Origin of the sequence: Pseudomonas sp. NFR09 (assembly GCF_900111535.1) — a bacterium.
Classification (GTDB): Bacteria; Pseudomonadota; Gammaproteobacteria; order Pseudomonadales; family Pseudomonadaceae; genus Aquipseudomonas; species Aquipseudomonas extremorientalis.
Genome location: NZ_FOIH01000001.1, coordinates 317,837 through 337,986, shown reverse-complemented (window position 1 = coordinate 337,986; position 20,150 = coordinate 317,837). Strand labels below are relative to the sequence as shown.

Genomic DNA, 20,150 nt, shown 5'->3' with positions numbered 1-20,150 from the left:
CTCGGCGCCATATACATATCGTGTCGACCGCTGGGCACTCTTCATCAAACTGTCACGCAACTGTGGCAGCGCGCTTGAACAAACTTCATCAGACTCGCGCTCTACTGGGGTTCTGCGTTTCGGTGTTTTCCATGCGTGTGTTGTTTTTATTGGCCGCCTTAGTGTTCGGCCTGCCGTCTTTTGCGGCTTCTCGATGTGATGTGAATGTCCCGACCCAAATGGTCGACCTGGCTCAGGTGAGCATCGCCTACCAGAGCATCGGCCGTGCGTCCGACCCTGCCTTGCTGCTGGTGATGGGCCTGGGCGGGCAGTTGATCCACTGGCCTGACGAGGTGGTCGTCGCCTTGTGCCAGCAAGGGTTCCGGGTGATCCGCTATGACAATCGAGACGTCGGCCTGTCCACCTGGCGCCAGGCTCCGGCCAATGCCAACCTGACCTTCGAAGTGCTGCGCTACAAACTCGGCCTGCCGGTGGCGGCTCCGTATACCTTGACCGACATGGCCGATGACGCCATAGGCCTGATGGACGCGTTGCAGATCCAGCAATTCCACGTACTCGGCGCGAGCATGGGCGGGATGATCGCCCAGCACCTGGCCGCCATGGCGCCGCAGCGGGTCGAAAGCCTCACGCTGATCATGACCAGTTCCGGCGCCGCAGGCCTGCCGGCGCCGAATGCCGCGCTGGTACAGCTGTTGTCGCGACGCAGCGCGCCGAATCGTGAAGTGGCCCTGGAGCAGCAGGCCGACTTGCTCGCCGCACTGGGCAGCCCGAACGTCAAGGATGATCGCCAGGCGCTGTTGCACCAGGCGGCGCTGTCCTACGACCGCGCCTTCAACCCGGACGGCGTGAAGCGCCAGATCATGGCGATCCTCGCCGAACCGAGCCGCGTGCCGTTGCTCAACCAACTGCGCGTGCCGACCCTGGTGGTGCACGGCACGGCCGACCCGTTGTTGCCGGTGATGCACGGCGTGCACCTGGCGGCGCATATCCAGGGCAGCCAGTTGAAGCTGATTCCCGGCATGGCCCATCGGTTCCAGGAAGCGTTCAAGGCGCCCCTGTTGACGGCCGTGTTGCCGTACCTGCAGGCCCATCGGGAAGATGCGGCGCACTGGGCGCAGATTGACCTGGGCGAGCCTTCGAAGGTGTTGTGACATTGGTGTATCGTGCAACCTTTACGGCGCATTACTGCCAGCGAGGTTGCCTGCCATGAGTACTCCCCTGAAAATCGATTTCGTCAGCGATGTGTCCTGCCCCTGGTGCATCATCGGCCTGCGCGGCCTGACCGAAGCCCTCGACCAGCTTGGCGCCGATGTGCAAGCCGAGATCCACTTCCAGCCGTTCGAACTGAACCCGAACATGCCCGCCGAAGGGCAGAACATCGTCGAGCACATCACCGAGAAATATGGCTCCACCGCCGAGCAATCCCAGGCTAACCGCGAGCGCATCCGCGACATGGGCGCCGGGTTGGGCTTCGCCTTCCGCACTGACGGCCAGAGCCGCATCTACAACACCTTCGACGCGCACCGCCTGTTGCATTGGGCCGGGCTGGAGGGCTTGCAATACAACCTCAAGGAAGCGTTGTTCAAGGCGTATTTCACCGACCGGCAGGACCCGTCCGACCACGCGACGCTGGCGATCATTGCCGAGAGCGTCGGGCTGGATATCCAGCGTGCGGCCGAGATTCTGGCCAGCGACGAGTACGCCGCCGAAGTCCGCGAACAGGAACAACTGTGGATCTCCCGTGGCGTGACCTCGGTGCCGACCATCGTGTTCAACGACCAGTACGCCGTCAGTGGTGGTCAGCCGGCTGAAGCCTTTGTGGGGGCGATCCGGCAGATCATCAGCGAAGCCAAAAGCTAAAGCCGAACGCAGGTCAAAATGTGGGAGGGGGGCTTGCCCCCGATAGCGGTGGTTCAGTTAAGACATGTGTTGACTGACACTCTGCTATCGGGGGCAAGCCCCCTCCCACATTGTTCTCCATTGGTCTTGAGACAGGTGCTGGCCCGTCCCTTGCATTGACCCCTTAAAGCCTTAGGGGACACTGCCTTGAACATTCTTGACCTCGACCACAGCCTCACCGGCCAGGCACCGATTGCACGGCGCCTGGCCAGTGGGCGCGCCCATCGTATCGACCTGCTGGACCTTGGCCCCAAGCTGCGCCTGTGGTCCACCGAAAAAACCTGGAAGCGCTTCGCCGAACGCCTGGCCCAACGACCCCGGCCTTCCGACGCACGGCCGGAAATCCTGTTTGTCGGCTCCGGCGATTATCACCACCTCACGCCGGCATTCCTGGCTGATTTGAAAGAGCCCATCAGCCTGATCCACTTCGACAACCACCCCGACTGGGTGCGCTTTGCGCCCAAGCGTCACTGTGGTTCGTGGGTCAATCGCGCGCTGAAAATGCCGGCGATCAAACGCATCGTCACCCTCGGCCCGTGCAGCGACGACCTGCACAACCCGCAACTGCGCGGCGGCAACCTCGGTGCCCTCAAACGCGGGCAATTGCAGCTGTTTCCCTGGCAGCATGCGCCCTCCAAAGTCTGGGGGCGGGTAGGGGACGGCGCTGGCCACCAGCAGCGGGAAAACCACCTGCATTGGCGCAACCTGGCCGACCTGGACTGGGCGGCGTTCCTTGAGCAGATGATCGACAGCCTGCCCACCGAGGCAATCTGGATCACCCTCGACAAAGACGTACTCGCCAGCGAAGACGCCGCCACCAATTGGGATCAGGGCGGCATGCGCCTGACCCACCTGCTGCAAGCCTTGCGGGCGTTGGCGGCGCGCAAGCGCATCGTCGGCATCGACGTGTGCGGCGAGTTCGCCACGCCGGCGTTCAGCAATGCCTTCAAGCGTTGGGAAGCCAAGTCCGACCAGCCGCCGCCCGAGCGCTGGAGCCCTGAGGATCTGCAGCGCAATGCCGCGACCAATGAAGCCCTGATTGACCTGTTTGAGGAGCTGTTCCCGTGACCTTGACCGTGGTGTTGCTGGTGGCGTTTTCCATCGTGCTCGATGTGATCGGCCAGCTGTGTTTCAAGATCGGCCTGGACCGTTTGCCGGAGTTGGACGGCAGTTTTCGCCTGAATGCGTTCTGGGGCCAGGTGTTCAATGCGCCGTTGCTGTGGGCGGGGATCGGCGCCTATGCCGTCGAATTTTTCGTGTGGCTTGAAGCGTTGTCCCGAGCGCCGCTGAGCCTGCTGTTTCCGGCGGCCGCGCTGGCGTATTGCGGCGTGGTGCTGGCGGGCAAGGTGGTGCTGGGCGAAACCGTCAGCCGGCGCCGTTGGTTGGGCACGCTGGTGATTACTTTAGGCGTGATGTTGGTAGCGATTGCGGGGAGTCAGGCATGAGTACGCAGATTATGAATAACGGATGGTTGCACGGGCGCCTCGGCACGGTGGTGCTGTGGGCCTTGTTGATCTGCACCGAAAGCGCTGGCCAGTTGTTTACCAAAGTGGCCGGGGATCAACTGGGGCAGATGGATTTCAGTTGGCAGTGGTTGGCGCAAGTGGCGCGCAATCCAGGGATCCTGGCAGCGATTGCCAGCTACATCGGCGCGTTTTTCGTATGGATGCTGATCCTGCGGCGCAGCAGCCTGTCCCTGGCGTTTCCGCTGAGCTCACTGGTGTTCGTGGTGGTGTTGCTGGGTTCGTGGCTGGGGCTGGGGGAACATATCAGCCCGCTGCACTGGGTGGGGGTGGCGGTGATTATCGGTGGTATCGCCCTCCTGGCAGAGGGCGAAGAAAACTGAGTGCCTAGGGTTTGCGGTGTGCCACCAAAAACCCTAGACCATGGGACACCGGAAGTGTTTTGACCCCTGCCTCCCGCTGCTGCCCGGCAATCTCCCGATGAAACGCCTTCACCTGGGTCCAGTGCATCTTCGGCCGGTAGTGATGCTCGGCGTGGTAGCCGTTGTTCATCCAGATCAGGTTGTACAACACGCTGTAGGAACTCACGCCCCAGGCGATTGGCAGGTCCGGGTTGCCGCCGAAATGCTCGTAGTAGCCATTGAGCGATGACAGGCACTGGCCCAGGTACCAGAACGGCAACAGCCACAGCACCGCCTGCCAGTTGTAGAACGCCAGCGCGATGTAGAACGCCACGGTCACGCCGATCTCGACCTTGACCCAGCGCGCATCGGCCGGGCGTTTGCGCTTCATCTCGTCATAGAAGGGCTTGGGGTCGTCGCGGAAAAAACTCAGGAAGGTATAGGCCCACGGGTTTTCCGGCTGGCCGTTGTGGCCACGCTGGTAGATCGACAGTGGGTCGATGGTTTTACCGTCCGGCCCCGGCAGGTCGGCGTTGCCACGGTGGTGGCGATTGTGGATGTCGCGATAGAGCGTCTGGGAGAAACCGATGGTCACCGACAGCAGCAGGTCGAAGGCCCGGTTCATGGCGCGATGGGTGAAGTAGGCGTTGTGGATCTGGTTGTGGGAGATGCTGTTGATGCTCCACGACAGGCTGACTGCGTAAAGCAGCGCCAGCGGCACCAGGGCCCACCAGCTCAGGTGATGGAAGGCGGCAACCAGCCAGACGACAAACGCGAAATGCGCCAGGCCCAGGGCGATGGGCACCAGGTCCCAGAGCGAGTGATGGAGCAGGCGGTAAGCGGGGCGAGCCATGAAGAGTGTCCTGGAAAAGTGGATTCCAGCACCTTGTTGCAAACCCCAGACCAACCTAATCGAACTTGTAGCTGATGGCCGTCTGCACCTGGCCCTGGTTCACATCGCCGGTCTCTTTGACGATGCTGCTGTTGGCGGCCGATCCCACCAAGTGAATCCAGCTGGCGCTGGTCAGCAAGGACCAGTTGGCAGCCAGGGGAAATTCGAAACTCTGGGTCAGTGTCAGGTTCTGGAAGCCACCGCTGGCGTTGTAGGGACGAAAGCCGGTGGAAGCGGCTTCGTTGTCATCCACGCCAAAAAACGTGTTGGTCTGGCGTGCATCGGCAAAATGCGCGACCAGCCCGCTGCTGCCGATGATCCCACCGCCCAGCGGGTAGCCCAGTTCGCCGCCCAGTTTGCCGAGGGCGCCACTCTGCGAATGCCCACCGCCCACGGCTTGCCCCACTTGCGCGTAGACCCGCCAGAAATCAGCCGGGGCGTACTGGACGAAGCCACCCACCTCGGCCATGTCCGACACATTGCGCAGGCCTTGCAGATCGCCATTGGACGTGCGCCCCGACAGGTAGTTGATATAGGGGCCGGCGGTAAAGCCGTGGGTGTTGAGCGCGCTCCAGGTCAAGCCGTCATCGGTGCCCAGGCTGACGCTGCCCCAATCCAGGTCCAGGTAGGGCACGGGGCGGACTTCGTAGCGGCTGGCGGTGGGGTCATGGGGTTGATAACTGATGCCTGCGCCCACTTCACCGGTGATGCCTTCGGCCAGGGCAGCGTTTGAAAAGCTCCAAAGGCCAAGCAAACCGGCGAATGCAGCGCATGTGATCCTGTACATGGTCAGGTTCCTTGATTGATTACGTGCGCATGAACGCGCGAAGGGCCCGCTTCACGCAAGCACTCATCTTGTTTGTAGCAAGCTACAAAAATTGTAGCTTCGACGACACATTCCGCCCTCGATACGCGCCAGGGGCCCAGCCCTGCTGGGTGGTGGCCAGTTGGCACAGTCCCTGCTCTACCTCTGGTGCAAGCGCACACAGCGCGCTCCTCCAAGGTAAACAACGATGATCCAGTGGCATATCGTGTGTGACTTCGACGGGACCATTACCCCCACCGATGTCATCGACAACGTCCTCCAACGCTTCGCCGGCCCCGAGTGGGAAACCATCGAACAGGAATGGCTGGATGGGCATATCGGTTCACGCGAATGCCTGAGCCGCCAACTGGCGCTGATCAAGGCCACACCTTCCGAGCTGCTGGCGTACTTCGACAGCGTCGAGATCGACCCGGACTTCCCCGACTTCGTCGACCACGTCATGGGACTGGGTGCGACCATCGAAGTGGTCAGCGACGGCATCGAGCAGGGCATTGCCCGCATCCTGTCGCGCAACTACGTGACCTTGCTGCCGATCCTTGCCAACCGCCTGCGCCAGGTCGACCAGAACAGCTGGCGCATCGATTTCCCGTATGCCAGCGACGCCTGCCGTGCCGCTTCCGGCAACTGCAAGTGCAAGTCCACCCCACGCAACAAGCGCGTGCTGGTGATCGGCGACGGCAAGTCCGATATGTGCGTGGCCTCCACCGCCGACTTCGTGTTCGCCAAGGGCAGCCTCGCCAAGTACTGCGAAGCCAACGACATTCCTCACGCACGCTTCGACACCTTTGCCGAACTGCCTGCATTGCTGGCCCTGCTGCCTCAGGGCATCGCCGCCAACGCCACCACCTTTACTGCTGACAACCAGGAACTCTTCCATCATGTCTGATATCCGTATCGCTACCGCCGAAGACCAGATCCTTCTGTACAAAGAAGCCAAGTATTGCTCCTACGGCGACACCGTTCACTACATCGAGCCGCCGCGTATTTTCAGCCGTTGCGAAGGCTCCTACGTGTGGGACACCGAAGACCAGGCCTATCTCGACCTGCAAATGTGGTACTCGGCGGTCAACTTCGGCTACGCCAACCCGCGCCTGAACAACGCGTTGAAACAGCAGATCGACACGCTGCCGCAAATCGCCAGCCAGTACCTGCACAAGGGCAAGATCGAGCTGTCGGAAATGATCGCGGTCGACGCCAAGAAGAAATTCGGCCTCGACGGTCGCGTGCACTTCAACGTGGGCGGTTCGCAGTCCATCGAAGACTCCCTGAAAGTGGTGCGTAACGCCACCAACGGCAAGAGCCTGATGTTCGCCTTCGAGGGCGGCTACCACGGGCGCACCCTGGGTGCTTCGTCGATCACCTCCAGCTACCGCTACCGTCGCCGCTACGGCCACTTCGGCGAGCGCGCGCAGTTCATCCCGTTCCCGTACCACTTCCGTGGCCCCAAAGGCATGACCAAGGAAGAATACGGCAGCCACTGCGTGCAGCAATTCGCCCGCCTGTTCGAGACTGAATACAACGGGGTGTGGGACCCGAAAGTCGGCTCCAGCGAATACGCCGCGTTCTACGTCGAGCCGATCCAGGGCACCGGCGGCTACGTGATCCCGCCGATGAACTTCTACCGCGAGTTGAAGCACGTGCTGGATCAACACGGCATCCTGATGGTCTCCGACGAGATCCAGATGGGCTTTTACCGCACCGGCAAACTGTGGTCGATCGAACACTTTGACGTGCAGCCGGATGTGATCGTGTTCGGCAAGGCGCTGACCAACGGCCTCAACCCACTGGGCGGCATCTGGGCCCGTGAAGAGTTGATCAACCCGAAGATCTTCCCGCCAGGTTCGACCCACTCCACCTTCGCCTCCAACCCGTTGGGCACGGCGGTAGGCCTGGAAATGTTCAAGATGACCAACGAGATCGACTACGGCGCGATGGTCATGGCCAAGGGCAAGTTCTTCCTCGAAGGCCTGCAGGACCTGCAGAAACGTTTCCCGATCATTGGCGATGTCGACGGCCTGGGCCTGGCGCTGCGCTGCGAAATCTGCGCCCCGGATGGTTTTACACCGGACAAGGCGACCCTGGACTACATGGTCGAAGAAGGCATGAAGGGCGACATGGTGGTGGACGGCCAGAAACTCGGGCTGATCCTCGATGTGGGCGGCTACTACAAGAACGTGATCACCCTGGCACCGTCCCTGGAAATCAGCTACCCGGAAATCGAGCTGGGCCTGAAGCTGCTCGAGCAACTGCTGGTGCGGGCGACCAACCGGTGAACAGCGTCGGGATCGACCTCGGTGAAGGTGATGCCGGTTTCGTTCTCGGTGACGGTCCGGTCGGGATCCTGTTGATCCACGGCCTGACCGGCACCCCGACGGAGTTGCGCCAGGTCGCCAAGGGCCTGGCCAAGGTGGGCAATTGCACGGTGTACGTGCCCACCCTGGCCGGGCACTGCGGTGACAACAGCGACCTGCAGGCCACGGGCTGGATGGACTGGTACGAAGGCGTGCGCAAGACCTTCGTGGGCGTGAAGCAACGCCACGCGCAGGTGTTTGTCGGCGGCTTGTCGATGGGCGCCGTGATGTCGATGTACCTGGCGTCGGAGCATCCGGGCCAGGTGGCCGGTTTGCTGATGTATTCCACCACGCTCAAGTACGACGGGTGGAGCATCAACAAAATGGCGTTTATCACGCCGTTGCTCATCCGTATCCCGTTCGGCGTGCGCCTGTTCCGCTTTACCGAGAAGCCGCCCTACGGCATCAAGAATGAACGCCTGCGCGCCATCGTTGAACGGCAGATGAAGGAAGGCGAAAGCAGCGAGGCGGGCCTGTTGACGATGGAGGGCGTGACGGTGCGTGAATTGCACTGGATGAACGCCGTGGTCAAGAAACGCATGCCGTCGATCAACGTACCGGCGCTGGTATTGCACTCCATCGAGGACGACATCACCAGCCGCTGGAACGCCGATTACGTGGAACGCCACCTCGGCGGGCCGGTGACCAAGATCCTGCTGGACAACTGCTACCACATGATCACCGTCGACCTGCAATACCGCCGGGTGATCGAGTTGAGCGCCGATTTCATCGAACAACACACCTCCGCCATGGGCGCCAGTTCACTTTGTGGCGAGCCCACTCGATACAGCAAGCCCACTCTCGGCCATAGACTCTGACAAAGGACACGATGTGATCACCGCCCAAGCCTTCCCGACCATCCGGGCTATCCAGCGCAGTGCCTGGAACGACTGTTTCCCGGGTGCCCTGGAGGACTGGGACTATTACGTCGCCGTGGAAAACGCCGCCATTGATGATTTCCAGTGGCGTTATCTCGCGGTTTATCAAGATGGAACGCTGGTGGCCGTGGCGGCCGCGTTCATCACGCATTATCGCCTCGACACCACGGTGTCGGGCGCCGGCAAGCGCTTGACCGAACGTGTCGAGCGATTGTGGCCGGGGCTTTTGCAGCTGGGGCTGTATGCCCTCGGATCGCCGGTGGCCGAACGCTGCGACGTGGGTTTCGCCAGCAGCGTGCCGGACGCCCAGCGTCCGCTGTTGCTCAAGCACCTGCTGGGCGCCGCCCGCCAGGATGCCGATGACTTCGGCATCGGCCTGGTGGCGGTCAAGGATGCGCCGAGCAAGGACCCGCATTGGCTCCAGAGCTGCCGCGCGGCAGGCTTCCAGAGCATGCCGAGCTTGCCCACTGGTGTGTTGCCGCTGCCGTACGGCTCGGTGGATGCCTACCTGGGTTCGCTGGGCAAATCCACGCGCAAGGACCTGCGCCGCAAGCTGCGTGCGCCGGGGCCGCGGGTGGAGTGGCGGCGCAATATCGACGACGTGCTGCCCGAGGTGATGCGCTTGTACGAGGCCACGCTCACGCGTGCCGAGTTGCAGTTCGAACGGCTGCCCTCCGGTTACTTCACCGGTGTGCTCGAACGCCTGGATGAGCGCGCGGTCTGTGTTCTTTACTGGGTGGACGAGCAACTGGTGGCGTTCAACCTGGTGCTGGTCGACCAACACCGGCTGGTGGACAAGTTTTTCGGGCATGACGTGGCGTTCACCCGCGACTACAACCTGTACTTCCGCAGCTGGCTGACCAATGTCGACTACTGTATTCAACACAATATTGCCGTGTATGAGTGCGGCCAGGCCGGGTATGCCAGTAAGCTGCGCCTGGGCTGCGAGTTCCAGGGCAACAGTGTGTTTTTCCGTCACCGCAACCGGCTGGTCAACGGCCTGCTCAAGCTTGTAAAACTGTTTATTCGACCGGACCGTTCCGACCCTGCCATGGCTGCTGCGATAAGCGAAACCTGATGATCACCAAGACCCGCCAGAAAGCCCGCCCCTTTGCCATTTCGCGCTGGAGCGTCCAGCGCAAGCTGGTGCTGGCGTTCTGGTTGGTCAGCGTGATTCCTACCATGATCGCGGCCGAGCTGGCCGCGACCACGCTGTCGCAGATCTTCGACAGCAATGTGCGCATCTGGCTGCAGGAGTCGACCAAGATCGTCAAGGACGAAATCGGCGACATCCTTCACGACAACGCGCGCATGGCCAAATTGTTCCTGCGCTACACCAGCCCCCCGTCAAGCCGGCAAGCCGCCAAGCACGACCGCCTGACCGCCGACATTGCCGACGCTACCGACATCGACGTGGTGGCGCTGATTCGCGCCAGCGACCACAAGGTCGAATTCAGCACCGCCTCCGATGACATCGTCAAACAGATCAACCTGACCAGCAACGCGGTGTTGCAGACCGTGCAGGTGGCCGGGGTGAATACCGGCCTGGTGGTGTCGACCTTCGAAACCAGCCGTGACGGTGTCGACTACCTGTTGCTGGTCGCCACCTACCTGGACAGCAGTTTCCTCACCAGCGTGGCCGATGTGCATTCCCTCGACCTGCGCCTGTACCTGGCCAACCCCGACGGTTTTTCCGAGATCTTCTCGACCCAGCGCTTCGTGGATCACCCCTCGCGCATCCCCAAGAGCGTCGAAGCGGCGATGCGCAGCACCCGCCAGCCCAGCGAGCAGTTCACCAACAACTACAGCGGGCTGTACTGGCCGATCTTCAATGATGCGGGGGATTTGCAGGGTGTGATTTTCAGCGGTCTGCTGCGCCACACCAGCCTGGTCGGGCTGGTCAACCAGAGCAACCTGTTCGTGCTGATCTTCCTGCTTAGCTCGGCCTTGTCGCTGGCGGCCGGGGTGCTGGTGTCGCGGCGCCTGACCAAACCGCTGCGCGACCTGTCCCAAGGTGTGGACGCGGTGATTTCGGGTCACTACGAACACCGTGTGCCGGTCAGCGGCGGCGATGAGCTGGCGCAGTTGAGCAGCACCTTCAACCATATGACCGAGCGCCTGGGCGAGTTGCATTACCTCGAGGCCCAGTTGCGCCGACGCGATCGCCTGCACGCCCTGGGCGAAGTCGCCATGGGCCTGGCCCACGAGATCCGCAACCCGCTGGGCATCATCAAGACAGCCACGCAACTGTTGCATCGGCGTGCCGATCTGCCGGAAACCGACAAGCGTCACCTGGAATACGTGGTCAGTGAGGTCAGCCGCATCAACGACCTGATCACCGAGTTCCTCGACTTCGCCAAGCCCAACCCGCCACTGCGCGTGTTGCAACCGGCGCGCGCGCTGGTGGACGAGATCCTCGGCTTTTGCGCGCCGGAACTGGCCACCCATGCGATCGATGCGCATGTCGATGACCAGGCGCCGGGAGCGACCATCTATGCCGACGCCAAGCAGCTCAAGCAGGCGTGTCTCAACCTGATTCTCAATGCCGTCGACGCGATGCCCGAAGGCGGGCGGCTGACGTTGGGCATTCGCTCGGTGGACGACAACACAGTGATCAGCATCGCCGACACCGGCCAGGGCATTCCGGCGGACATGATCGAACGTATCTTTACCCCGTTCGTCACCACCAAGGCCTCGGGCACCGGGCTGGGCCTGGCCAAAGTCTATTCGATCATGGAAAGTCACGACGGCAGCATCGAATGCGCCAGTGAAAAAGATGCCGGCGCCACGTTCAGCCTGTACATTCCGGCGATGGGCGAAGACGACGAGGACAGTCATGACGCATAACATTCTGGTAGTCGACGACGAACCCAAGCTCTGCGACCTGCTGGCGTCGGCCCTGAGCCAGAACAACGTGCAGGTGTTCATCGCCGGCAACGGCCTGCACGCGCTCAAGGTGCTGGAGCAGGAAGACATCGACCTGGTGATCAGCGATTGGCGCATGCCAGGCATGGACGGGCCGGCGCTGCTGGCCGAGATCAAGGTGCGTTACCCCCACGTGCCGGTGATCGTGATGACTGCCTACAGCACCGTGAAAAACGCCGTGCAGTCGATGCGCAATGGTGCCTACGACTACATCGCCAAGCCGTTCGATATCGACGAGCTGGACATCACCGTGGCCAAGGCCCTGCAGTTTCGCGACATCATGCGCGACAACGCGCGCCTGCGCGCCGAACTGGACGAGCATGCACAGTTCGACAGCCTGGTCGGCGACAGCCCGGCGTTTCGCAAAGTGCTGCAGGCGGTGGACTCGGTGCGCGACAGCAGCGCCACCATCCTGCTCACCGGCGAAAGCGGCACCGGCAAGGAAATGGTCGCCCGCGCCATCCACAAACACGGCAGCCGTGCCGACCAGCCGTTCGTGGCGGTCAACTGTGCGGCGATCCCGGAAGGGCTGCTGGAAAGCGAAATGTTCGGCCATCGCAAAGGCGCGTTTACCGGCGCCGTGGCCGACCGGGTAGGGCGCTTCCAGCAGGCCGACAAGGGCACGTTGTTTCTCGACGAAGTGGGCGACATGCCGTTGGCGTTGCAGGCGAAGATCCTGCGTGCATTGCAGGAGCGGGTGATCGAACCGGTGGGCGACCCGCGCGAGCGCAAGGTGGACGTGCGGGTGATTGCCGCCACCAACAAGAATTTGCTGGACGCGGTGGCCAACAAAGAGTTTCGCGAAGACCTGTATTACCGCCTCAACGTGTTCCCGATCCCATTGCCGGCCTTGCGCGAGCGAGTGGAAGACATCGCGCCGTTGGCCCGCCACTTCGCCCACACCCTGAGTGCCACCGCCGGCAAACGTATCACTGGCTTCAGCCCGGAAGCCTTGCAGGCCATGGCGGCGTATCACTGGCCGGGCAATATCCGTGAACTGCAGAACTGCGTGGAGCGCGCGACCATCGTGGCGGCCTCACCGGTAATCGAGGATATCGACCTGCCGGGTTACCTGTTTGCATCCAAACCGAGCGAGGGCGGTGTGACGGCGATCCTCAGCGATGGGCCGGGCATTCCCCAGGACCTGGATGCGGCGCTGGCAGAGGTGGAGAAGGCCTATATTCTGGCAGCGTTGCAGGAGAGCAACGGGGTGCAGGCCGCAGCGGCGGCGAAGATCGGTATTTCCGAGCGCAGCTTCTGGTATCGCCTGAAGAAGCTGGGTATTCAGGTCGACAAGATCGTCCGCTGACTCAACCGGGATAAAAATGTGGGAGGGGGCTTGCCCCCGATTGCAGTGGGTCAGACAGCTTTTCTGTATCTGATACACCGCCATCGGGGGCAAGCCCCCTCCCACAGTTTTGACCGTGTTGGGTCAGGTGTGGACGCGTACCCAGATGCTCACCAGCACCGTCGCGGCCATCAACCACGCCACGGCAGCCACGGCCAGTGACGCTTCCAGCCGCATCCGATCGACCATCACATACAAGGTCGCCAGGTACACAAAATACGGAATGATCGACCACATCCCGAACAGGATCGTGGTCTTCAAGTCGTCTACCGAGCGCCCTTTGCCGACGATGTAGTGGGCGATCAACGCAAAGGTCGGAAACAGCGGCACCAGCCCTGCGATGTAATAGTTTTTGGTCTTGGCCAGCGCCGCCAGAATCAGCACTACTGCCGCGCCAAGGGCGGCCTTCAATAGCAAGTCCATCAGTGACTCAACCCGTACTTCTTGACCTTGTCGAACAGCGTGGTCTTGGCCATCCCCAGTTCCTGGCTGGCCTGGGTCAGGTTGCCGCCGCTGCGTTGCAGTGCATCGTTGAGCAGGTTGCGTTCGAAGGCCTCCACTGCCTCGGTAAAGGCCAGCCCCTGGCCGCCGCTGCCGGCGCCGCTTTTTTTGAAGGCGGGCAGGCCGAGGGCGAAGCGTTCGGCGACGTTGCGCAATTCGCGCACGTTGCCCGGCCAGTCGTGGCTCATCAGGCTCGACAGGGTCTGGTTGTCCAGCTCCGGCGCGGTGCGGTCGAAACGCAGGGATGACTGCTGCAGGAAGTGTTCGAACAGTTGCAGGATGTCTTCGCGACGCTCGCGCAGGGGCGGCAGTTCCAGGGTCACCACGTTGAGACGGTAGTACAGGTCGCTGCGGAACTGGTTGGCGCGGCTCAGTTCGTCGAGGTCGGACTTGGTGGCGGCGATCACCCGGCAATCCACTGCGACACTCTGGTTCGACCCCAGGCGTTCCAGAGTGCGTTCCTGCAATACCCGCAGCAACTTGATCTGCAGGTTGATCGGCATGCTTTCCACTTCATCGAGGAACAGCGTGCCTTCGTGGGCGTGTTCGATCTTGCCGATGCGGCGCTTGCCGGCACCGGTGAAGGCGTTGGCTTCGTGGCCGAAAATCTCGCTTTCGAAGAGGTTCTCCGGCAGGCCGCCGCAATTGAGGGCGACGAACTGGTGGGCGTGACGCCGGCTGAAATCATGCAGGCAGCGCGCGACCAGTTCCTTGCCGGTGCCGGTCTCGCCTTCGATCAGTACGTTGGCCGAGGTGTCGGCGACGTTGGCGATCAGTTCGCGCAGGTTCTGCATGGCCGGCGAACGGCCGATGATGCGGCCTTCCAGCGAATCGCGCTCGGCCAATTGCCGACGCAGCGACCACACTTCCCGCGCCAGCCCGCGCTGCTCCAGGGCGCGCCGGGCGACGTCGACCAGCCGTTCGGGGGAGAAGGGTTTCTCCATGAAGTCATAGGCGCCGTTGCGCATCGCGCCGACCGCCATGGAAATATCGCCGTGCCCGGTAATCAGCACCACCGGCAGGCTTTTATCCAGGGCCTTGAGGCGGGTGAGCAGCTCCAGGCCGTCGATGCCCGGCAAACGGATATCGCTGATCACGATGCCGGCGAAGTTTTCGCCGATGCGCTTCAAGGCTTCTTCGGCACTGCCCACGCCGACGCTGGGAATATCTTCCAGGGCCAGGGCTTGCTGGCAGCCGAGCAACACGTGGGGGTCGTCTTCGACGATCAGCACGGTGAGGTCTTCTTTAACGGCGGTAGCGTTTGTATTCATGTCGACTCAGCTTGTTGAGTGCCCGCCAGCGGCAGGCACAAGACAAAGGCCGTTCCACCACTGGCCGGGTGTTCCACGGCGAGGTTGCCGCCGGTGGCCGCCGCGAGGCTGGCGGACAGCGTCAGGCCCAGGCCCAGGCCTTGCTCGCCGGGCTTGGTGGTGAAGAACGGTTCGAACAAATGCTTGCGCGCCTCGGGATCGATGCCGTGGCCATTGTCGCGCACTTGCAGGCGGTATTTGCCCTCGCTGCTGCTGCCCTCCAGCCACAATTGCGGCGCCGGTTGGGCTTGCATGGCGTCGAGGGCATTGCCGATCAGGTTGACCAGGATCTGTTCCAGGCGCGTCTGGTCGATTTGCAATTGGGCGTGGGAAAAGTCGCGGTGCAGGGTCAGTGGCAGGCTGTCCAGGCGTGCGCCGAGCACCTGGAACGCGGCGTCTACCGCTTTGGCCAGGCTGGCTTCGCCCTGGTCGTCTCCGCGACGGGCGAAGGAGCGCAGGCTGGCCGTGATACGGCCCATGCGGTCGATCAGTTCATTGATGGTCTTGAGGTTGGCGCTGGCGGTATCCAGGGCGCCGCGCTCCAGGAAACGCACGGTGTTGCCGGACAGGGTCCGCAGCGCGGCCAGTGGTTGATTCAATTCGTGGGCGATGCTGGTGGACATCTGGCCGATGGCCGCCAGTTTGCCGGCCTGCACCAGTTCATCCTGGGCACGGCGCAGGGTTTCTTCGGCCTGGCGCCGTTCGCGGATCTGGCCCTTGAGCCGTTCGTTGCTGGCGCGCAGGTCGGCGGTGCGCTCGGCAATCCGTCGTTCCAACTGGCTGTTGGCTTCCTGCAAGGCTTCCCGTGCGGCGAGGCGGGTGGCGATGACTTTGCGTCGCTCGTTCCAGGCAATCAGCAAAAACGCCACCAGGCCAAACGCAACGGCCACCAGGATGCCCTGGTTGATTGCGGCGCGGCGCAGGTCGTTGAGCGGAGTGAGCAGGGTGAAATTCCACGGCGTGTCGTTGAGCGGACGGGTCTGCGCCAGGTAGCTGACTTCGTGGGCGTCGTTGACCACTTCGCTGTTGGCTGGGAAGGTCAGCTTTTCGGTACCTTCGTTGAGGCGCTCGCGGGCCAGGGGCTCCAGCTCGTTCAGCGTCGCCCAGTAATATTGCAGGCTGTGGGCCAGGCGGTCCTTGGTGTCATCGCTCAGCGGGCGCACGGCCTTGAGGCGCCGGGCCGGGTCACTGGAGAGGATGATGATGCCGTTTTCGTCGCTCACGAACGCTTCGAGGCGTGCGCGTTGCCAGCGCTCTTCGAGGGCTTCGAGGCGTACCTTGACCACCGCGACGCCGATGATCTTGCCATGCTCTTCCAGGCCGTGGGCCAGGTAGTAGCCGGGTTCGCCGTTGGTGCTGCCGATGCCGTAGAAGCGACCTGGCTGGCCCCGCACGGCGTTCTGGAAATAGGCGCGGAAGGACAGGTCTTCACCCTGGTAACTGTCGGCATCGCGCCAGTTACTGGTGGCCAGCACGCGGCCGGTGGTGTCCATCACGTAGATTGCCCGACTGCGACTGCGTCGGTTCAGGCCTTCGAGGTAATCGTTGACGGTCTTGCGGGTTTCCTGGTTCGGGTCGGCCAGCAGCGTGGAGACGCTGGACTCCAGTTCCAGCAGGCTGGGCAGGTAGGTGTATTTGCTCAGCTCGCTTTCGACGGTGCGGGCATGCAACTCCAACTGGCGTTCGCCAGTGTCGCTGAGGGTGCGGATGCCGTAGTACTCACTGACCCAGAAGCCGATGAAACCCAGGCCGATCATCAGGGCGATGATCAGTGGCGGCAGGAACAGTTGGCGGATCAGGCGTGGTTTCACGGCAAGTGATGGCGGTGCGGCGCGAAATTGGTTGGGGTCGCATTTCATCACAGATGCCTTGGGTCAACCAGTTGTGCTGATGGTGCTTATTCTGTGGCGAGCGGGCTTGCCCCGCGTCGGGCTGCGCAGCAGCCCCAAAATCAGGTACTGAGAGATGCCTGATACACGGCATTTTTCAGTACCGGGGCTGCTGCGCAGCCCGACGCGGGGCAAGCCCGCTCGCCACAACAAGCCCGTCTTCACAGACAGAGCAGCGAGTTGCTTCTTAGTGCTGCAGGATTTTCTCGAGGAAGTGCTGCGCGCGTTCGGAGCGGGCGCTGATGTCGCCGAAGAACTCTTCTTTCGGGCAGTCTTCGATGATCTTGCCGGCGTCCATGAAGATCACGCGATCGGCCACTTTGCGGGCGAAGCCCATTTCGTGGGTCACGCACATCATGGTCATGCCTTCCTGGGCCAGTTGCACCATCACGTCGAGCACTTCGTTGACCATTTCCGGGTCCAGCGCCGAGGTCGGTTCGTCGAACAGCATGACGATCGGGTCCATGGCCAGGGCGCGGGCAATCGCCACACGTTGTTGCTGGCCGCCGGAGAGCTGGCCCGGGTGCTTGTGCGCATGTGCCGACAGGCCGACGCGCTCGAGCAGTTGCAGGCCTTTCTTGGTGGCTTCTTCCTTGCTGCGGCCCAGCACCTTGATCTGCGCGATGGTCAGGTTTTCGGTGATGGTCAGGTGCGGGAACAGTTCGAAGTGCTGGAACACCATGCCGACGCGCGAGCGCAGCTGCGGCAGGTTGGTCTTCGGGTCGGCGATGGACGTGCCGTCGACCACGATGTCGCCCTTCTGGAACGGTTCCAGCGCGTTGACGCACTTGATCAGGGTGGATTTACCCGAGCCGGACGGCCCGCACACCACGATCACTTCGCCTTTTTTAACCTCGGTGCTGCAATCGGTCAGCACCTGGAAGTCGCCATACCACTTGTTGATGTTCTTGATAGAGATCATACGGCAAACCTTTTTTGCAGACGCTTGACCAGCAGCGAGGCGGAAAAGCTGATGATGAAGTAGACGACACCGGCGAAAACCAGGAACTCATTGGAGCGGCCGATGATGTCGCCGTTGGAACGGGCGGAGTTGAGGAAATCCACCAGGCCCACGGTGTAGACCAGCGAGGTGTCCTGGAACAGGATGATCGACTGTTGCAGCAGCAACGGGGTCATCTTGCGGAACGCCTGGGGCAGGATGATCAGGCGCATCGTCTGGCCGTAGGTCATGCCCATGGCCTGTGCAGCCGCCATCTGGCCCTTGGGGATCGACTGCACGCCGGCCCGCACGATTTCACAGAAGTACGCGGCTTCGAACATCATGAACGCCACGACGCAGGAGGTGAACGCGCCGATCGGGGTGTCTTCGCCGGTGATCCAGCGCAATACGAACGGCACCGCCAGGTAGAACCAGGTGATCACCAGCAGCAGCGGGATCGAGCGGAAGTAGTTCACATAAGCGCCGGCAACGCGCGACAGCAGTTTGCTGGACGACAGGCGCATCAGCGCCAGGACCGTACCCAGCGCGATACCGCCGACCACGCCCATGACCATCAACTGCAGGGTCATGACCATGCCGTTCCACAGGCCCGGGATGGCGGGGATGATGCCGCTGAAATCGAAGTCCATTATTTACCCCCCACGGAGATCAGGCCGGGCACTGCGACTTTCTTCTCGACCACGCGCATCAGCAACATCAGGCTCATGTTCAGGGTGAAGTAGATCAGCGTGGCCAGGGTGAAGGCTTCAAACAGGTTGGCCGAGAACTCGGCGGTCTGTTTGGTTTGCGCCAGCAGTTCCATCAGGCCGATCAGGGACGCCACGGAGGAGTTCTTGAAGACGTTGAGGAATTCCGAGGTAAGCGGCGGAATGATGATCCGGTAGGCCTGGGGCAGCAGCACGTTCCAGTAGATCTGCGGCAGCTTGAAGCCCATGGCGCGTGCAGCGGATTCCTGGCCGCGTGGCAGCGCCTGGATGCCGGTACGCACTTGCTCGCACACACGGGCGGCGGTGAACAGGCCCAGGCACACGACAACGCTCAGGTAGGCCGAGGTGGTCGGGTTGAGGTCCTGTTTGTACCAGTCCTGCAGGTTCTGCGGCAGCATGTCGGGTACCAGGAAGTACCAGATGAACAGCTGAACCAGCAGCGGCACGTTACGAAACAGTTCCACGTAGCAGGTCGCGATGCCCGCTACGATGCGGTTTGGCACGGTGCGCATGACGCCCAGAATGGACCCCAGCAGCAAGGCGATAATCCATGCCACGACAGCGATGGCGATGGTCCAGCCCAAGCCGGCGATGTACCAGTCGAGATAAGTCTCGCTGCCCACGCCAGTGGACTTGAAGAACACGCCCCAGTCCCAGTTGTAATTCATTAGGGTCTCCCCTCGAGATCGATCGATGTACAAGCACCCGCTTGGGGAAGATCCTTTCCCGCCTGGCGATGAACGCCAGGCACACGCGATCGGCTCGAAAACCGCCAGGTCGAGTGTTCCACAATAAAGCCAGCAGGTAGTAACAGACGCCTGAGGGAGGTTGGCTCCCTCAGGAGATAAGCTTAGTCAGGTATCAGATTTTTACGTCAGGGGCTGGTTTGTCGCTTGGGTTGGCGATCAGCTCCTTCACCTTGTCGCTCATCGGGAAGTTCAGGTTCAGGCCTTTTGGTGGGATCGGGCTCTCGAACCATTTGCTGTAGATCTTGTTGATTTCGCCGGATTTGTACAGGGCAACGATGGCGTCATCTACAGCCTTCTTGAAGTCCGGGTCGCCTTTGCGAACCATACAGGCGTAGGCCTCAAAGGACTGTGGAGTACCGGTGATGACCCAGTCGTCCGGCTTCTTGGCCTTGGCTTCTTCACCGGCCAGCAGGGCGTCGTCCATCATGAACGCTACGGCGCGGCCGCTTTCCAGCATCTGGAAGGATTCGCCGTGGTCTTTGGCGGAGATGACGTTCATGCCCATCTGCTTGTCGGCGTTCATCGCCTTGATGATGCGCTCGGACGTGGTGCCAGCGGTGGTCACGACGTTCTTGCCTTTCAGGTCGGCGAAGTCGGCGTAGCTCGGCTTGCCATCCTTGTCTTTCTTGACCAGCAGACGGGTGCCGATTTCGAAGATGTTGACGGTGAAATCAACTTGTTGGGCGCGTTCGGCGTTGTTGGTGGTGGAACCGCACTCGAGGTCCGCGGTGCCGTTCTGGATCAGCGGAATACGGGTTTGCGAAGTGACCAGGTTGTACTTGGCCTTCAGGTCGGGTTTGTTCAGGTCTTTTTTCAGGGCTTCAACGATAGCCAGCTGAATGTCGTGGGAGTAGCCCACAGGTTTGCCCGAGCCATCCGCGATGTAGGAAAACGGAATGGAGCTGTCGCGGTGAGCGAGGGTGATGGTGCCGGAGTCGTTGATTTTCTTCAGTGTGCCGGTGAGTTCGGCGGCGAAAACTGGAGTGCTGATCAGAGCAGCAGCGATAGCTGCGCCCAGGATATGGGGAACGATGCGCATCAATACTTCCT

At 61.9% G+C, this 20,150-nt stretch carries 20 protein-coding genes; 11 read left to right on the top strand and 9 right to left on the bottom strand.

The window, feature by feature from the left end; translation table 11 throughout:
- The first annotated feature begins 131 nt into the window (after positions 1 to 131).
- From BMX59_RS01595 to BMX59_RS01575, 5 genes are all read left to right on the top strand, one after another.
- Positions 132 to 1,151, top strand: a complete 1,020-nt coding sequence (locus BMX59_RS01595) for an alpha/beta fold hydrolase (RefSeq protein WP_093119475.1) — start codon at positions 132 to 134, stop codon at positions 1,149 to 1,151.
- Between the two features lie 55 nt (positions 1,152 to 1,206).
- Positions 1,207 to 1,860, top strand: a complete 654-nt coding sequence (locus BMX59_RS01590; RefSeq protein ID WP_092241034.1) for a DsbA family oxidoreductase — start codon at positions 1,207 to 1,209, stop codon at positions 1,858 to 1,860.
- 186 nt (positions 1,861 to 2,046) lie between these two features.
- On the top strand, positions 2,047 to 2,967 hold the full coding sequence (locus tag BMX59_RS01585) for an arginase family protein (RefSeq protein WP_093119471.1): 921 nt from the start codon (positions 2,047 to 2,049) through the stop codon (positions 2,965 to 2,967).
- Positions 2,964 to 3,344 (top strand): DMT family transporter, encoded by a 381-nt coding sequence (locus tag BMX59_RS01580; RefSeq protein ID WP_093119468.1) that lies wholly within the window; start codon positions 2,964 to 2,966, stop codon positions 3,342 to 3,344. Before BMX59_RS01585 ends, BMX59_RS01580 begins: the two co-directional genes overlap by 4 nt.
- Positions 3,341 to 3,745 carry a DMT family transporter gene (locus BMX59_RS01575; RefSeq protein WP_093119465.1) on the top strand — a complete coding sequence of 135 codons (405 nt, stop codon included), beginning with the start codon at positions 3,341 to 3,343 and terminating at the stop codon, positions 3,743 to 3,745. Before BMX59_RS01580 ends, BMX59_RS01575 begins: the two co-directional genes overlap by 4 nt.
- Positions 3,746 to 3,749: 4 nt before the next feature.
- Here the strand turns inward: BMX59_RS01575 and BMX59_RS01570 are convergent, their stop codons facing one another.
- Both BMX59_RS01570 and BMX59_RS01565 read right to left on the bottom strand, forming a co-directional pair.
- Positions 3,750 to 4,616: a fatty acid desaturase family protein gene (locus BMX59_RS01570; RefSeq protein WP_092241038.1), complete on the bottom strand. Its 867-nt coding sequence runs from the start codon at positions 4,614 to 4,616 to the stop codon at positions 3,750 to 3,752.
- A 55-nt stretch (positions 4,617 to 4,671) separates the two neighbouring features.
- Complete coding sequence (locus BMX59_RS01565) at positions 4,672 to 5,442, bottom strand: MipA/OmpV family protein (protein WP_092241040.1); 771 nt, start codon at positions 5,440 to 5,442, stop codon at positions 4,672 to 4,674.
- A 226-nt stretch (positions 5,443 to 5,668) separates the two neighbouring features.
- Between BMX59_RS01565 and BMX59_RS01560 the strand changes: the two genes are divergently transcribed.
- From BMX59_RS01560 to BMX59_RS01535, 6 genes are read left to right on the top strand one after another with little or no spacing between them, the layout of a single operon-like run.
- Positions 5,669 to 6,367, top strand: a complete 699-nt coding sequence (locus BMX59_RS01560; protein WP_071488694.1) for an MtnX-like HAD-IB family phosphatase — start codon at positions 5,669 to 5,671, stop codon at positions 6,365 to 6,367.
- Entirely contained in the window at positions 6,360 to 7,754 is a 1,395-nt protein-coding gene (locus tag BMX59_RS01555) for an aspartate aminotransferase family protein (RefSeq protein ID WP_093119459.1), read from the top strand. The genes BMX59_RS01560 and BMX59_RS01555 overlap by 8 nt, the downstream gene beginning before the upstream one ends.
- Positions 7,751 to 8,650: an alpha/beta hydrolase gene (locus BMX59_RS01550; protein ID WP_093119456.1), complete on the top strand. Its 900-nt coding sequence runs from the start codon at positions 7,751 to 7,753 to the stop codon at positions 8,648 to 8,650. The genes BMX59_RS01555 and BMX59_RS01550 overlap by 4 nt, the downstream gene beginning before the upstream one ends.
- 13 nt (positions 8,651 to 8,663) lie before the next feature.
- Positions 8,664 to 9,788, top strand: a complete 1,125-nt coding sequence (locus BMX59_RS01545; protein ID WP_093119453.1) for a GNAT family N-acetyltransferase — start codon at positions 8,664 to 8,666, stop codon at positions 9,786 to 9,788.
- Complete coding sequence (locus tag BMX59_RS01540) at positions 9,788 to 11,557, top strand: sensor histidine kinase (protein WP_071488698.1); 1,770 nt, start codon at positions 9,788 to 9,790, stop codon at positions 11,555 to 11,557. Before BMX59_RS01545 ends, BMX59_RS01540 begins: the two co-directional genes overlap by 1 nt.
- A complete protein-coding gene (locus tag BMX59_RS01535; protein WP_093119450.1) occupies positions 11,547 to 12,944 on the top strand; it encodes a sigma-54-dependent transcriptional regulator in 1,398 nt (465 codons plus the stop codon). The genes BMX59_RS01540 and BMX59_RS01535 overlap by 11 nt, the downstream gene beginning before the upstream one ends.
- Before the next feature lie 123 nt (positions 12,945 to 13,067).
- Here the strand turns inward: BMX59_RS01535 and BMX59_RS01530 are convergent, their stop codons facing one another.
- The 7 genes from BMX59_RS01530 to BMX59_RS01500 form a co-directional block, all read right to left on the bottom strand.
- Entirely contained in the window at positions 13,068 to 13,406 is a 339-nt protein-coding gene (locus tag BMX59_RS01530; RefSeq protein ID WP_071488700.1) for a GlpM family protein, read from the bottom strand.
- Positions 13,406 to 14,755 (bottom strand): two-component response regulator AauR, encoded by a 1,350-nt coding sequence (locus tag BMX59_RS01525; protein ID WP_092241046.1) that lies wholly within the window; start codon positions 14,753 to 14,755, stop codon positions 13,406 to 13,408. Before BMX59_RS01525 ends, BMX59_RS01530 begins: the two co-directional genes overlap by 1 nt.
- Complete coding sequence (locus BMX59_RS01520; protein WP_071488702.1) at positions 14,752 to 16,653, bottom strand: two-component sensor histidine kinase AauS; 1,902 nt, start codon at positions 16,651 to 16,653, stop codon at positions 14,752 to 14,754. The genes BMX59_RS01525 and BMX59_RS01520 overlap by 4 nt, the downstream gene beginning before the upstream one ends.
- A gap of 217 nt (positions 16,654 to 16,870) precedes the next feature.
- On the bottom strand, positions 16,871 to 17,605 hold the full coding sequence (locus tag BMX59_RS01515) for an amino acid ABC transporter ATP-binding protein (RefSeq protein WP_071488703.1): 735 nt from the start codon (positions 17,603 to 17,605) through the stop codon (positions 16,871 to 16,873).
- Complete coding sequence (locus BMX59_RS01510; RefSeq protein ID WP_071488704.1) at positions 17,602 to 18,273, bottom strand: amino acid ABC transporter permease; 672 nt, start codon at positions 18,271 to 18,273, stop codon at positions 17,602 to 17,604. The genes BMX59_RS01515 and BMX59_RS01510 overlap by 4 nt, the downstream gene beginning before the upstream one ends.
- On the bottom strand, positions 18,273 to 19,019 hold the full coding sequence (locus BMX59_RS01505) for an amino acid ABC transporter permease (protein WP_071488705.1): 747 nt from the start codon (positions 19,017 to 19,019) through the stop codon (positions 18,273 to 18,275). Before BMX59_RS01505 ends, BMX59_RS01510 begins: the two co-directional genes overlap by 1 nt.
- Before the next feature lie 193 nt (positions 19,020 to 19,212).
- Positions 19,213 to 20,139 carry a glutamate/aspartate ABC transporter substrate-binding protein gene (locus tag BMX59_RS01500; RefSeq protein WP_058423787.1) on the bottom strand — a complete coding sequence of 309 codons (927 nt, stop codon included), beginning with the start codon at positions 20,137 to 20,139 and terminating at the stop codon, positions 19,213 to 19,215.
- Positions 20,140 to 20,150: the final 11 nt, after the last annotated feature.